The sequence below is a fragment of the Paenibacillus sp. GYB004 genome (assembly GCF_036577605.1).
Taxonomy (GTDB): domain Bacteria; phylum Bacillota; class Bacilli; order Paenibacillales; family NBRC-103111; genus Paenibacillus_AB; species Paenibacillus_AB oceani.
Map to the genome: position 1 here is coordinate 1 of NZ_JARBDB010000073.1, position 13,895 is coordinate 13,895.

General features: G+C 56.6%; 8 protein-coding genes. 5 read left to right on the top strand and 3 right to left on the bottom strand.

From position 1 onward, the window contains the following. Positions 1-215 precede the first annotated feature (215 nt). A complete protein-coding gene (locus tag PV433_RS33175) occupies positions 216-1,091 on the bottom strand; it encodes an AraC family transcriptional regulator (protein ID WP_332076225.1) in 876 nt (291 codons plus the stop codon). A gap of 266 nt (positions 1,092-1,357) precedes the next feature. Here PV433_RS33175 and PV433_RS33180 point away from each other — a divergent pair, with 266 nt between their 5' ends. From PV433_RS33180 to PV433_RS33200, 5 genes are all read left to right on the top strand, one after another. Next, entirely contained in the window at positions 1,358-2,254 is an 897-nt protein-coding gene (locus PV433_RS33180) for a GNAT family N-acetyltransferase (protein ID WP_332076226.1), read from the top strand. Between the two features lie 66 nt (positions 2,255-2,320). Continuing rightward, entirely contained in the window at positions 2,321-3,892 is a 1,572-nt protein-coding gene (locus tag PV433_RS33185; RefSeq protein ID WP_332076227.1) for a hypothetical protein, read from the top strand. Next, on the top strand, positions 3,889-5,217 hold the full coding sequence (locus tag PV433_RS33190) for a GH39 family glycosyl hydrolase (protein WP_332076228.1): 1,329 nt from the start codon (positions 3,889-3,891) through the stop codon (positions 5,215-5,217). The genes PV433_RS33185 and PV433_RS33190 overlap by 4 nt, the downstream gene beginning before the upstream one ends. A gap of 227 nt (positions 5,218-5,444) precedes the next feature. After that, positions 5,445-6,719: a M16 family metallopeptidase gene (locus PV433_RS33195; protein ID WP_332076229.1), complete on the top strand. Its 1,275-nt coding sequence runs from the start codon at positions 5,445-5,447 to the stop codon at positions 6,717-6,719. A gap of 559 nt (positions 6,720-7,278) precedes the next feature. Continuing rightward, positions 7,279-8,562 (top strand): sialidase family protein, encoded by a 1,284-nt coding sequence (locus PV433_RS33200; RefSeq protein ID WP_332076230.1) that lies wholly within the window; start codon positions 7,279-7,281, stop codon positions 8,560-8,562. 152 nt (positions 8,563-8,714) lie between these two features. On the opposite strand, the gene PV433_RS33205 is transcribed toward PV433_RS33200, so the two are convergent. Together PV433_RS33205 and hepB are read right to left on the bottom strand one after the other, a co-directional pair. Further along, positions 8,715-10,037 carry an ABC transporter substrate-binding protein gene (locus PV433_RS33205; protein WP_332076231.1) on the bottom strand — a complete coding sequence of 441 codons (1,323 nt, stop codon included), beginning with the start codon at positions 10,035-10,037 and terminating at the stop codon, positions 8,715-8,717. Further along, positions 9,994-13,839 carry a heparin/heparin-sulfate lyase HepB gene (gene hepB, locus PV433_RS33210; protein ID WP_332076232.1) on the bottom strand — a complete coding sequence of 1,282 codons (3,846 nt, stop codon included), beginning with the start codon at positions 13,837-13,839 and terminating at the stop codon, positions 9,994-9,996. The genes PV433_RS33205 and hepB overlap by 44 nt, the downstream gene beginning before the upstream one ends. Positions 13,840-13,895: the final 56 nt, after the last annotated feature.

Consider the following 13,895-nt stretch of genomic DNA (forward strand, 5'->3'; position numbering starts at 1 on the left):
CCCGCCACAGCCCATGCAGAAATATTTACATCTCTTTCAATCTTCCTCCAGCGGACATAGGTTGTCAAAGTTGAAAAACTAAGAATGAGCGAGAAAACAGGAGAAAACATTACTTTATAGTGGGAGGAGGAAAGAGGCATCCTAAAGATGCAACACGTATTGCGGCTGCCGGCACAAACACGCTGGGAGAGTTGCTGGTTCTAGGCAGCCAGCCTTCATCCTCCGGAACGACGGTATTCGCCCGGAGTCATGCCGCGCAACTCGCGAAAAATACGCGAGAACGTACGAAACGACCCGAAACCGGCTTCGGCAGCGATTTCGACCTCGCTCATCTCGGAGGAGACAAGCAAGCCGCAGGCGTGACGGATGCGGACATCCTGCAAAAAATGAACGAAGTTGACTCCCGTATACAACTTGAAACGTTCGGACAGATGCGACGGACTCATGCCGTATTGTACGGCTAATCCGGACAAGCTGAGCGGCTCCTGATAACGGGAATGGACGTCGCGGACGATGTGCCAGATCGAACGGGTACGGGCGCTTCCCGGTGCGGGGGCTGACGTGCCGGTCGCCCGGCGGAGCCGATCAAAGCGGATAAGCACCTCTAACAGCTTCAATTGGATGTACTGAGTACGCCAGGGGCGGTTCCCTTCGTATTCGGCCAGCATATCGGCAAACAACGTTTGGAATGCATCCGATTCGGTCCCTTGCGGAACAACCGAGGGAGGCAGCTCCGACTCATCGTACAGCAGAGGGTCCAAGCCGGACTCGAACGGAAAGGACAAAAATAAGAAGTTCATATCAAACATACAGTTGTACAGCCGCATCTGCTGTTCGGAGGTGATAAATATCTCGTGCACCTGGTATGGCAGCAGGAAGAAGAAAGTACCCGGCTGCAGCGGATGGCGGATGCCGTTGATGATCTGGTAGCCCTCGCCTTCTATAACAAAGGAGATTTCCAAATATTCGTGACGATGGGCCGGGAAATGGGTGCGGATGCGGGGAATGCCGATCCGGAACGGAAACCGCTCGGGAATCGGAACATCGGGATGAGACAAAGTAAGGCTTCTCGTTTCCGGATACAACGTCATATATGCGCTCCTCCGATCAAGGCCTGGTTTGTTCTCATTGTAGCGGTTCCCGGTCGGGTTGAACAGGGTCGGATTATCCGTTATGCCGCTGACGAATCCGGCTGCTTCCTCCGAGTATCGAGACGTTTTTTTCGGAAAAAATGACCTGAAAACCGAAAAAATGGCCGCTGTACGGCTCCGGTCCGAGGTAAGCTGATAACGTCGCAACAAATCCGCCGATTGGCCGATCGTGGTACGGCTTCGGCAGCAGGAGGAGGTGAACGGAATTGCAGGAACAGTTCCGAATCATTAGCTTGGGCGAATGTACGAATACGGATATAACGGCATTATGGAATACGGGATTCGAACAATATATCCAGGACATGACGCGAACGGAATTTCAGATGGCGGTACGGTTGGGGAAGCTGCATATTCATCCCGACCTGTCGGTGGCCGCTTATAAGGACGGCGCGCCTGCAGGTTTCGTCATGATCGGCTGGCGGGAGGCCTTCGGCCGCAAGCTTGCCTGGAACGGCGGGACGGGCGTAGCCGTAGCGTACCGGGGCCGCGGCTTGAGCAAGCTGCTGCTGGCCGAGGCGATTCGCCGGATGAGAGCGAACGGAGCCGAGCGGCTGTCGCTCGAGGCTCGGACGGACAACGAGAGAGCGGTCGCGGCGTACCGCAGCCAAGGATTCGCGGTGGCGGACCGGCTGATCCATATGCGGCAAGACGAGGATTTCGCGCATATACCGTTCCGACGGGAGCGGGACGGAGGTTACTACAGCGTCCGCGGGGTGCCGGAGCTGGCAAGCCGGCTTCCGTTCTACGTGGGCGGCCGTTCCTCGTGGACGACGGAATGGTTCAGCATGGACGGAGGGCAGTCGCTGATCGCGTTCGACCGGTCCGGTAGGGCGGCCGGTTACGCCTTGTTTCACGAGGAGTATAACGGCAAGAGCGGGCAGTCCGCCATTCGGCTATGTCACTGCGAAGCGGACCCGGACCGTGACGATACGGGGGCAGTGATCCGCTATATGCTGGCCGAGCTGATGAAGCCTGGCGTGTCTTGCGTATCGCGCGGCGTCCACTATGTACGGGCGAGCAACAGCGAACTCGTGGAGGCGCTAATAGAGGCCGGATTCGTACAGACGCAAGAGGAATATTTGATGCATCTTGTTTTTGGATAAGCGTGCCGGGGCGGCGGCGGCAGCGAGGGCCGCAGCGCCAATTTCGTTCCACAAGGAGGAATTATGATGAGCACACGAACGGAGCAACTTGGGGGAAACGGTATGGAGCCGGCCGGCAGTGCGATGACGGCGGGCTCATCCGCTCTTCATGCGGATAAGGAAGCGGAAGGGAGCCGGCCGGTCCGCACCGGCTGGGCGGAGGCGGACCTTACTCCGCAGGAGCCGGTGATGCTGGCCGGACAGTTCCACGCCCGGCTGTCCGAAGGAGTGGCGGACCCGCTCCAGGCGACTGTGTGGGCGATCGATACCGGGGAAGATCACGCCGTATTTGTCGCATGCGATCTGATCCTGGTGTCCGACGCGCTGCGTGATGAAGTGCGCGGCAGGCTAGTACCGATGGCTGGGGGCCCTAATCCGTTGCATGTGGTGCTGCATGCGACGCATACCCATACGGCGCCGGAGACGCGTCCGGATTCGCGGCAGTCGGCTCATGTCGGCGGCGGAGCAAGCGCTTTGGGGCTGAAGGCGATGTCGACCGAAGCCTACATCGCCTATGCGGCGGAACGAATTGCGAGCGCTGTTGTCCGGGCGTGGACGTCGCGCGCGGAAGGAGCGATCGCCTTCGGCACCGGACGGGCGGCCGTCGGCAGAAACCGCCGCTGGGTCAACGAGCGCGGACATTCGACGATGTACGGCTTGCAGCCTGCGGTATCCGACTCGTTCCGTCACATCGAAGGCTACGAGGACGATGCGGTGCAAGTTCTGGCTGTATACGATGCGCAAGGCGAACTGAGCGGGGTGGTCGTTAATGTGGCCTGTCCGTCGCAAGTCGGCGAGCAAGGCTACGAAATCAGCGCCGATTTCTGGCATGAGACGCGCCGGGAACTGCGCCGGCGGCTCGGCGAACATATTGCGGTGCTGCCGCAGTGCAGCGCGGCGGGCGACCAATCGCCGCATCCGTTGTACGGGAGGGAAGCCGAGCGGCGAATGCGGGAGCTGCGCGGCCGCACGGAACGCGAGGAGATCGCTTGGCGAATCGCCGAGACGGTCGCAGACGTCGTCAAGGTGATCCGACCTGCGGCGCAGACGAACCTGGTGCTCCGTCACCGGGTAGTGCAGGAGGCGCTGGCGGCAAGTCTGCTCACCGAGGGAAACGGTGACGAGGCGGCGGGAGAAGCGGCGCGATGGCGGGAGACGTATGAAAGAGAGATGGGCAAGCTTGCAGCGCAGCCGGAACTGCGCCACAAGCCCCACTGGTATCGCGCGGCCACGGAAGCGTACGGACGGATGCACTGGCACCAAGGCGTGCTGGAGCGCCGGAAGCGGCAGTTGGGCGGAGAGCGGAGCGTGCCGGCAGAGCTGCACGTGATCCGATTGGGCGAGGTCGTATTGGCGACGAATCCGTTCGAGCTGTATACCGATTTCGGCTTGCAAATCCAGGTCAGAAGTCCAGCCGTGCAGACGTTCCTGGTGCAGCTGGCGGGAGAAGGCACTTATGTGCCGAGTCCGCGTTCGGTCGCCGGCGGAGGCTACGGCTCGGTGCCGGCCAGCAACCCGGTCGGACCGGAAGGCGGGCAACAGTTGGCCGAGACGACGATAGCGGTCATTCGCGCTTTATGGGAGGACCAGACGAAATGACCGATCCTGTAATCCCTATCGATTTTGCCAGGAGAATCGGAACCGTCAAGGCGCTGCAGGGCGTGAACAACGGTCCGCTTTGTTACGGCAACGTGATCGACGTCACCCACTCGTACAAGGAACTGGCCGTACCGTGGGTGCGAATTCACGATCCGAACTGGCCGCACCCGCTGGAGGTGGACATTCATACGATTTTTCCGGACTTTTCCGCCGACCCTGCGGACCCGGCCAGCTACCGGTTCGAGCGAACCGATCATTATATCCAGTCGATCGTCGCAACCGGAGCGAACATCGTATACCGGCTTGGCGAAAGCATCGAGCATTTCAGGCGGTGGTACTGCTACCCGCCGGAGGACAACGAGAAATGGGCTGCGATTTGCTGCGGTATCGTCAACCATTACAATAACGGCTGGGCGAACGGGTTTCGCCATGGCATTCGGTATTGGGAAATATGGAACGAGGTGGAGAATCCGAAAATGTGGCCGGGCACGCCGGAACAGTTCTACGAGCTGTACCGGGCCGCTTCGACTGCGCTTCGCGCCTTGGAACCGGATCTGAAAATCGGCGGATACGCTTGCGGAGGCGGCGTGTTCAACGAGCTGACGTATGGTTTTCTCGACTATTGCCGGACACACGCGCTGCCGCTCGATTTCTTGTCGTGGCACACCTATCCGGACAGTCCGTTGAAGCCGTTGTCCATGGGCAAGCGGGTGCGCGCGATGCTGGACGAGTACGGGTTTACGGAGGCGGAGAGCCATTTGAATGAATGGAACTACATGCGTTTCCCGCCCGGCGCGACATGGAAGACGATGTGGACGGACGAATACGTCAAGCAGGACATCTTGGAGCGGGCCAAAACCGCGGAGGGCGCTTCGTTCGCCGCCGCCACGCTGATCGCGCTGCAGGACGCCGACGTTGACGTCGCCAATTACTACGATGGTCAGCCTAGCTCGATTTTTTGCGGACTGTTCAATTATTACGGAGTGCGGCAAAAAACGTTTTATGCGTTTCGCGCCATTCGCGACCTGCACGAAACGGGGGAGCGCGTATCGGTCGGGTGGGAGCACGGCCGCAGCGATTTGTACGCTTGTGCGGCTATAAGCCCGTGCGGTACGAAGGCAACCGTGCTGGTGAGCAATTTCAGCGAGCGGGAGCAGCAAGTACGGCTCGTCTTCGACGGACTGGCTGAGGGGTCGTGGGTCGTCGAGCGTTATGCGCTGGATGAGGCGAACACGCTGAAGCTGGTGGCCGCAGGCATGGAGAAGGAGGTGGAACATTGCATGCCGCGTTACGGCATCGTTCAGATGAAGCTGGTCAAGGCTTAACGGACCGGAGTGAAACGTTGTTCATGCAGATTGTACAAGAGCATGGTTAAACAAAAAAGAAAAGCGCCTGCCGGTAATGAGCCAGCGGTACGCTTTTCTTTTCTTTGTTTCTATGCCTATATTATACCATATAATGGATAGGGAAAACAGACTGTACTTTTGTCAACGTATCGGGTAGATTTGATTGTATTCCAAGGAATTCCAATACCTGTGCTGGAGGGATGAGTTTGGAAAAGACCGTGTTGAGCAACGGGTTAACCGTCATTACCGACCATAACGAGAAGGCTGTATCTACATTAATATGTTACTGGGTGAAGGCCGGCGGGCACTATGAGACCGGTTATCCGTACGGAATCGCCCACTTTCTGGAGCATATGATGTTCAAAGGAACGACGACGCGCACGAAGGAACGAATGAATGAGCTGGTGGAGGAATGCGGCGGACGCCGGAACGCCGCTACTGGCAACGATCGTACGAAGTATTTTATCTATACGCCATACGATGAGTGGAAGCAGGGGGTTGAGTTGCTGACCGATATGGTGTTTCGCTCTACTTTTCCGGAAGATGAGATCGCCAAGGAGAAGAACGTAGTTATTGAAGAAATCAAACGCGCGGAAGATTATCCCCGGGAATATGGCAAAAGAGAATTGCTGCGGATGCTTAGCGGCATGCATCCGGAACGGGCCAGCCGGTTAGGGACGGAAGCCACCGTATCCTCGATTACCCGCAGCGACTTGCTGCGTTTTCACCATCAATTTTATCAGCCGGACAATATCGCGCTTGTTGTTACAGGCCATATTGATCATAGCGCGTTAGTGCAAGTATTGGAATCGCTGTCGATTCCAAAACCATCCGAACCGATTCCGCCAGTTATCTTGGAGAAGCTTAGACTCTGTCCGCTTGACGGCCGGACCATTTACATCGCAAAGGATATTCGACAGACGCAGCTTCATTGGGGAATGTACGGACCGGACATCGAATCCGAGGACAAATACGCAGGTTTTATCGCCTTGCATGTGCTGGGCGGAGGCAGCGCTTCGAGATTGCGTAAACGAATCCGTGGCGATCGGGGACTTGCCTATGATGTAGGCGCAAGTTTAAGTCCGAGGATCAGCGAAGGATTTATTACCGGATATGTAGGTACGAACCCGCAACGTACCGCTGAGGCGCGCAGTATCATTTTGGAGGAATTGAACCGCCTGAAAGTGGAGCCGTTGCAGGATGACGAGTTGTCCCGGGCCAAAAAATCGATCACGGGACGTTACCTGATCGCGGAGGACTACCCGGAAGCCATAAACGCGCGGCTGGCGTCCAAGCATCTGTATCAGGAAGAAGTTGATCCGGACAGTTTTGTTACCCGGATTCGCGCGGTTCAGGCAGACGACGTGCTGAACTTTGCCGAAACCTACTTGAACACCGATAAAATGCTGTTTGTTCAAATTAACCGCGAGGGTCATGCGGACTCGGCAGCGGATGCCGGCAAAGAGGGACGCTCGGCTTAATACGTTACTTTCCACGGGATGCCGGGTTGACTGCTTTTTTGTCGAGGGACGACATGGTACAGGGTGCAGAATCGCGATAATTAAGAACCTCTCGATCGGAGGTTCTTTTTGTTTTAGAGAAGAGGAACCGGATCAAAGCGATTCATAGCTTTATTTTGTCCAAAATCCGCCTGGATGGGGAAATAGGAGCGGTTTGGGGCTGCATAAATTCGGCTAATGGGGTGCTGTCCGACCAGATGGTTAAAATAAAGGGTGCAAGCCGCCTATATTCGTTTCTATCATCCCGATATGCCAAAAATAGAGGATGCCGGGGGCTCTTATTTTGCGATTAAGCGCGCACAGAGAAAGATTGACAGCCGCGATCGGCTAAATATATACTCGAATTGACGGTTGGAGAAACGTTGTAACGTAATAAGACACATCATTTCATTGCATGCTTTCATTGACGAAACAATCGTTTCCAAACTCAGTTGCACCAAGTGGCGGGCAGCGTTTGCTTTGCGCTGTCTCCAGGAAGGATGAAGCAGTATGATCCGATTTACGAAAGAAGGTGTGCCCCATGGCTGAACGAATGGAGAGCCGCATATCCGGGATTGCCGTTCACGAAAATGCGATCGCGCGTCCCGGCTATGCTTTGCTCAACGCCGTTACCGTCTACGCCGGTAACCCGTCCCGTCCCGGGTACGGGAACTTGCTGCAGTTCGTCAATCTATTCGGCAAATCCGACAGCGGCGAGGGCGTCCTGTACCGGGTATCCCGGGATAACGGCAAGACGTGGCGGGAGGTTAACGTGTTCGACTTGCCTTATCGGGTAGGTCACGGCCGCGATATGATGCGCAAAATAGCCGGAGACTGCTTGTATGACGAGGACAGCAGGGCGTTGATCCGGATCGTCACGGAGATGCTGTGGGAGAACGGGGAGATACACTCCTTATTCAGAAAAAGACGGATGTATTATTGCTTGTCCTTCGACAACGGAGCTACTTGGACGGATGCCATCTATATGCACCAGAACAAAGAGGGCTATGACCGCGACCGGATGTTTCCCGGCATTACCTACGGTGTGAACATGGTGACTTCCTTGTTCAAGATGCACAAAATTCGCGGCGACGGCCCCAACAAGGGCAAGCTGGGCGTTGGCATACAAGTGCAAATCGCCGGGGCTGACGGGGACATCTATAATCCGACGGGAATGGGCTTTTTCAAATCCGGCTGTTTACTCGGCAGTTGGAACGAGGAGAAGCTGCAATACGACTGGGAAGCGTGCGACACGTATGCGGAGGTGACCCCCGAGGAGTCCACCCGGGGCGTATACGAACCCGTCATTCAAGAGCTGGACGACGGGACGTTAATCATGGTGCTGCGCGGCAGCAATATGAAGCGGCCCGACATACCCGGGACGAAATTTATGAGCGTCTCCCGCGATCAGGGGCGGACATGGAGCCGGCCGGTCCGACTGACTTATGAAGACGGGGAGCCGATGTATTCCTCCTCCTCGAGCCCCGATCTCGTACAGGACAAGCAAGGCCGGATCTATTTCGTCGGCATTATTACGGACGGCAATCCGAACGGCAATATGCCGCGTTATCCGTTATGCATCGCGGAGCTGAACAAGGACACGCTGAGCATCGTCAGGGACAGCGTCACGGTCATCGATTCGAGGCGCTCCTGGCATACCGCCCAGCGGGAGATCGAGGCAGCGCGGTACGATGTCGACTATTCCAACCATCATGCGTATCTGGATGCCGCCGAATCCAGCATTGTCGTGCACGCGCCGTACCGCGCCGATCTGCACAGCATCGAAAGCGTGATCAACCGGTATGAACTTCAATTGCCGGACTGACGGATTCGTGCATTTCCTTAAGAAAGGACCTCAGCTTCCACTTTACCGTGGAATTTGAGGTCCTTTCATTTGAAAATGAGGACGTCTCTAAATCATTTCCCTTTGTGGAGTCCGTTCATGTCATGATATGAGGCGAATAGGGCGGCAGGCGATTATTTCGCTCCGCTTTGCGCCTCGGCCACCCGCTTGTCAGCCCTCTCGGACGCTTCTCTAAGCGCCGAATTCACATCTTTGCCGGCCAAATACTCATTGAGCGCATTCGACATCTCCGAGGCGGCGATTCCATAAAACCGGTGCGTGTTTTGAATGGCAGCCGATTTCGGGAACAGCAGCGCTTTGACATTTTTGTTGGCGAAGTTGGGAATGTTTTTGCCGAACGATTCGATCAGCTTCTCCGCGTTGTTTAATGCCGGCAGCAGTCCCAGATGCTCCGCCGCCCATTGCTGGTATTCCTCGGAAGCCAGATAGGAGAGAACCTGGAAGGCCGCATCGCGGTTTTTGCTCGTCTGGGCGATAAAGGCGTAGTTCGTATTCGGCGCCGGCCCCACATCCTCTTTTCCCGGAAATACGGGCATTTTGGCAATATCCCAGTTCGTTAGAGCATCTGCAGTCAAGCGGATCAAGCCGTCCGCATCGATATACATCGCTGTCGTCTGGTCTTTCAGGAACCAGTTCCGGATCGGGTTGAGCGAATATTTATTCCCGGGCGGCTCGTTGCCGCTAATCTGCCAAAATCTCGCCGCGTTTAGAAACACGTCTTTGACGTCATCCTGGTACAACCGCGACTTCCCGGTTTGCAAATCGAAGTAGGGCGCCGACTTCTGATTCCATCCGGCCACATGCTCAAAGGCCATGCTCAAGCCCTGATACTGCCGTTCGCCTTCTTTGCGGGTCATGACGCGCGCCAGCTCGTACAACTGATCCCAGGTCATGTTGTCCTTCGGATACGGCACGCCAAATTTGTCGAACAAATCTTTGTTGTACAAAAATACCATCGCGCCGACGTTCAGCGGAAAGCCGTAAATCGCTCCGTCTCCGGACGGGCTCTGTGCGGCCAGAGTGGATGCCGGGAATCGCGACATGTCGAACTTGTAGGTGCCGATCAAGTCGCGAATATCGCTCTCCAGCTTGAAGGCCTGCAAGTTCGCGTACATACCCTGCGCGGAGGCAATTACCACGTCGATCGAAGACGCGGATGCGATCGTATCGGCGTAATTGGCGTTCGTCGTAAGCAAATACTCAATCGTATAATGGGGAAATCGTTTGCGGATCTGATCGCCGTACCGCTGATTAAACAGCTCCTCCGACAAGTTGGCCTGCATAAAGGTAAGCTTAGCCGGTTTTTTCTCGATATCTGCGGCAGTTTCAACCGGTCCGGGGCTGCTGCCGGGCTCGTTCGGCTTCCCGCTGCTACAGGCGCCGAGCGCCAGGCTAAGGATGATCAGACTTGAGGCTAACCGTTTGCTTTGTCTCATATGCGAAAACTCCTTCTTTTTGCTTTCGGTCGTAGTGCGGTTCGGTTCCGATATACGTCAAGGTGTAAGTACCGGGAGCGCCTGTGAAAAACAGCACGCCGCCTTCTTCGCTCACTTCGATGTCGTCCCGCTGCGCTCCGCCGGTTTCGGCAATGTGCCAATAACCCGGAGCGAGATCGGTTATCACATACTTCAGCTCCTCCTGAGAGCCATATGTCGAAAAAGTTACCGTTCCGCTTTCTTTGGCGCCGGATTTGCCGAACAAAACGACGTAATCGCCAATAGCGGCGCCGACCATCCGCTCGGAATCGACCGCAGCGACCGCAAGCGGCGGCGAATTGTCATTGTCCAGCACTTGCATGACATTCAGGAAATGATCCGTCTCGGCCGGCGTTTCCGGTGACAGCTGCACACGCCACGTACCTGCCTCGATCGTGTGCTGACCCGGCGGGTTAACCGGAACTTGCGGGATGTTGACGCCGAACACATCGAATTCATGGCCGGGACCGCCTACTTTTTCAAACCGCGCGTTGCCGGATGCCGGTAGAAGCGTTTCGTTCACCAGTTTGCCGCCATAGCCGTCCTCGGTGCGCACGATCGTCGTCGTATTGCCGCTGATTTGCGGTTCCTCCATGCTGTGCAGCAGCCAATATTTGCGAAAGTTCGGATCGGAGGAAACGACCTTGTCGAACACGATCATGGCAGCGGGCCGCTGCGCATTTTTTAAATTCAAAAACAGGAAGGACCGCTGAAACTGTTTGACCTTGCCCGAATATGCAGCCGTCAGATCCCCTTTGATATAGCTGAAATCCGGGTCCGGCGCGAACGGATCAGGGCCGATCTGATGCCCGAGCACGAGTCCGTTGTAATAGTTTTTGCCGAGCAGATCGTCAAGGTAACGGACATTCGCCAGCTTGCGCTGCCCGCCGTCATTGCGCCAGCCGCTGTAGAACCGTTCTGTCGGATCGTAGACGAGCATCGAATTGTGGGCGATCGTCCGCTTGTAATAATGAATGTCGTGCTCGCTTCCGTAGCCTCCGTTTTTCCCCGCATACATGCCGGAGTCAATCGCGAGAGCGCCCTTGTAGTACAACTGGAAGCTGCCCATATCGAGATGCTGGTGGTTGCCGTACTGGTAAATGCCGACCTTCATCTCGGCGACGACATCCGAGGCTCTCGCTGCCGGCGTATCGCTGCTCCAGCCGGTTCTCGCCACCATGCTTCCATAAGGAAAGCCGAAATACCGGGTGAGCGGAAGCTTGCTTACGGGCTGGGGAATGAGATCCGGGTCGAGAAACAGCAGCTCTGCCAGCGGATTCAAACCAAGCGTATACTGCCGCTGAAATTCATCCTGCAAATACGGGTCTTTGTAATACGACGTCGCGAGCAGCAAGGTCGACGGGTATTTCCAGTACGTTCCCGGCGGATTGGCGCTTGGCGTGAAGCTGTCTCCGTCGCGCAGCCATTGCCCGTCGGGTCTGCGCATGTACAGTGCGCGGTACAGCACATCTCCCTGCTCCGGTATGAATACGTCTTCGTAGCCCATGCGCGCGAAGATCCATTGCGCCCACATCTCGCCCAAATAACGGACGCCGACGCCGTACGAATCGCCCTGATGGTGCATGCCCGACAAATACCAGAAATTGCGCGCCGGGACGTATTCGTTAAAGAAGCGCTGGGCCGTAACGTTGTACATTTCGGGGTCTTCGTCGTAGATGGCGATACCCGCCGACAGCAAATCGCGCATCAGCATGTTTTCCCCGGCATGTCCGCTTATCGGTCCTCCGCCGATGGGAGGATACCCCATCTCCATTTGGCCGGCGAGCTGTTTGAGCTTGGCGATAAACTCCGTTTTTTCGGCACTGGTCAGGAGGGGGAAGCACCAGTCGTACGTGAGAGCCGCGGCATGCATCGTATCGCCCATCGGCCGGAACGTATCCGCACCGGCAAATACGACAGTGCCCATAAAACGGAGGACCGCTTCAATTGCGAGCCGTCCGCTGCTCGCGTCGCCCTCCAGCAAATATTTCATCGCGTTATATTCGATGGCGTTTTTGATCGCTGCGGAATAGTTGGATTTGCCCGCAGCAGGCGGCTCCAGCTGCCCGGGTGCGTTGCCCAGTCCGAGATCGACCCATGTCCATTCCGCGCCGTCGCCGGAAACATAGACATCGAAGTAGGACTTCCGCGTATTGCCGGAATGCCAGGCTACGCCGATTTCATACACCTGCTCGGTTACGCTTAGTTCGTATTGAATCCATTCTTCGAGCCCTTGCGCGGACCAGCGAGAGGAGGCTCCCGTATCGCCATCGATCGTATTGTCTCCGCTGTAGACGCCGTCCTGGCTGCTCCAGGAAACGTCGCTTACGGCCAGCTTCTGCAAGTTTTGTTGGGAATTGCGCGTAAACAGCTCGGTTTCCGTAATCGAGTTCCAGTCATTAACCGAGTTACCGCGTCCAACGATTTTGACAAATCGCGCTTCCTCCGGCTCCGGGAAGGCGTACCGATCGATAGCGAGCGTGCTGCCGCTGCTTTTTCCGGAGTAGACGGGAATATCACTGAGCTGTTTCAGCTGATCCCAGATCGGCTCCAGAACGGGATGCCCCAGCCTCGCCTGCAACTGTGGAATGAAACCGGGCGTTGCATACAGCCGCGGATGTACCGGCGGCGGAGTCGGCATAGAGGCTGTCGTTACATTTGCCTGCGGCAGCATCTGAAAAAGCACGCCGCTGTTTGCGGCATCGCGAACCGTTACGGGAACTGTCGTTGTGTAGAAGCCGGGTTGAACGGCACGGGCCACATAGGTGCCGCAGGCGACGGGCGTATCGATCATAAATGTCCCGTCAGCACCCGATGTTGCTGTACCAAGAGGCGACGTAAAAGCCTGATCGTCGTCGTCATGCAAAAACACATTCGCGCCTGCTATCGCCCCGCCCGAGCCGGGAATCTGGACGCGGCCACTAACCGGATACCGCGCCGCCGCGCTGTCCGGAGTCATCAATAAAGCTACGCTGCTGCCGCTTCCATCTCCGACGTCCACTTCCTGCACACTGCGTAAATATCCGTCCTTCGCCGCCCGAATCACATAACTGCCCTGTGTAACGCCGAGCGGAAGCGAATAGAGGCCGTCCTTATTCGACAAAGCTTTGTCGAGCGGGGCGATATAGCCGGTATCTTCCGCTGCGTACAAATAAATGTCGGCCCAGGACACGAGAGAAGCGTAGACCGCATCGGTAACGGTTCCGCGAAGGATAACCCGTTCCTTGACGTTTACTTCATCGTAATAGGAGACACCGGTGTTCGTCTTCGTTGCATGGAGGGCAACTGCGGCGGTTACGGCTCCGGGAGGGGCGGCCATCGACAGCTTCACTTCCTTCCATTGTCCCGCCGTCGCCGAGGTTCCCGCCGACTTGTAGTCGATCAGAACATTGGCGGCGTCATAAAAACGAAGATAAAGGAGACCGGCTCCGCTGGCGACCTGCATCCGGACGGACGCTTCGTATTGCCCGCCGGCAACGACGGGAAATTTCTCGCTTTCGACGCCGCGGGAATCCGTTGCCGACGTATCCTCAACCCGGAGACTGTACGAGCCGGCATACGCCTGTTGATTTGTGGCTTTTATATAGGGACCGGAGCCGTAAGCAAGCTTCCAGCCCGTCAGCCCCGATTCGAATCCGCCGTTCGGCAGGATCGGAGCCGAATCCGCATACGATTTCATACCGGATGGAAGCAAAACGCCGAAGGCCAGCAGCAGCGTCAGCAGGAGGGCGATCCTTTTTCCGGCCGTCCGCCTATTGTGCATTATGTTCTCAAAGCCACCCAGTTTCATTCACCCCTTTCGATTGGTTATTCCGCTTG

Coding starts and splice junctions, on each gene's coding strand:
- PV433_RS33190 (WP_332076228.1), top strand. CDS start 3,889: ATGACCGATCCTGTAATCCCTATCGATTTTGCCAGGAGAATCGGAACC.
- PV433_RS33205 (WP_332076231.1), bottom strand. CDS start 10,037: ATGAGACAAAGCAAACGGTTAGCCTCAAGTCTGATCATCCTTAGCCTG.
- PV433_RS33175 (WP_332076225.1), bottom strand. CDS start 1,091: ATGACGTTGTATCCGGAAACGAGAAGCCTTACTTTGTCTCATCCCGAT.
- PV433_RS33185 (WP_332076227.1), top strand. CDS start 2,321: ATGAGCACACGAACGGAGCAACTTGGGGGAAACGGTATGGAGCCGGCC.
- hepB (WP_332076232.1), bottom strand. CDS start 13,839: ATGCACAATAGGCGGACGGCCGGAAAAAGGATCGCCCTCCTGCTGACG.
- PV433_RS33200 (WP_332076230.1), top strand. CDS start 7,279: ATGGCTGAACGAATGGAGAGCCGCATATCCGGGATTGCCGTTCACGAA.